Origin of the sequence: Aureispira sp. CCB-QB1 (assembly GCF_000724545.1) — a bacterium.
In the GTDB taxonomy this organism is placed as follows: Bacteria; Bacteroidota; Bacteroidia; order Chitinophagales; family Saprospiraceae; genus Aureispira.
Genome location: NZ_JHBV01000089.1, coordinates 1 through 667 on the forward strand (window position 1 = coordinate 1; position 667 = coordinate 667).

General features: G+C 39.3%; 1 protein-coding gene. It reads right to left on the reverse strand.

Going from position 1 to position 667, the window contains the following annotated elements:
• Window positions 1-569 (reverse strand): hypothetical protein (locus CG11_RS26320; RefSeq protein ID WP_156039922.1); only part of this gene is annotated, 569 nt, incomplete at its 3' end.
• Between the last annotated feature and the right edge of the window lie 98 nt (window positions 570-667).

Below are 667 nucleotides of genomic sequence, written 5' to 3' on the forward strand. Positions count from 1 at the left end.
GTGGGGGCTTTAATTTCTTGAGTGCTCAAGTATTCTTGAACGGCAGCAATTAAGACTTTTTTTGCTTTTTCATCTGCCGTATATTCTGCCACATGCTGCCCACTAATTGAGCTACACAATTGAGCTTTGGCTAGGTCAATATAGGTGAAGGCAATTTCTCCCAGCTCTGCCAAGTTTTTGAGATTTTTGCTACTCGAGCCTGTTGCTTTTTTGATTTCTTCAACAGGGTTGGTTTTGGGTGGTTCTTGAACATATCCATCCAGTGGATCCTCTTCTATTTCAATGATAGGCTCTTCCTCCCAATTTTCTTCCAACTGTTCTTGGATATCAGAATTATTTTCTGCCGTTTCTGCAGCAGTTTCTACTTCTGAAAAATCAGTTTTTGTGCCAGTAGAGTCAGTAGAGGCGGTTTTTGTTGATTTTTGCTCTAGGTCTTTTGCGGTTTCAAAATCTAGTTCTTCCTCTTCGTCTAGATCGGTGGTCAAATCCTTGTTATTGGCTTGCTCCAGCAGCTGTTGGCGCAGCTCCTCTTCCAAATCATAGGTGGTATTTGGTTGCTTGTTTTCCATTTTTTTTGAGGTTATTTTTGTAATAATTTTTAGTAGTTTCTATGGCAGTTTCTGTTTAATTTCTGAGCAGTTTCTAGCTAATTTCTGCTTAATTTCTA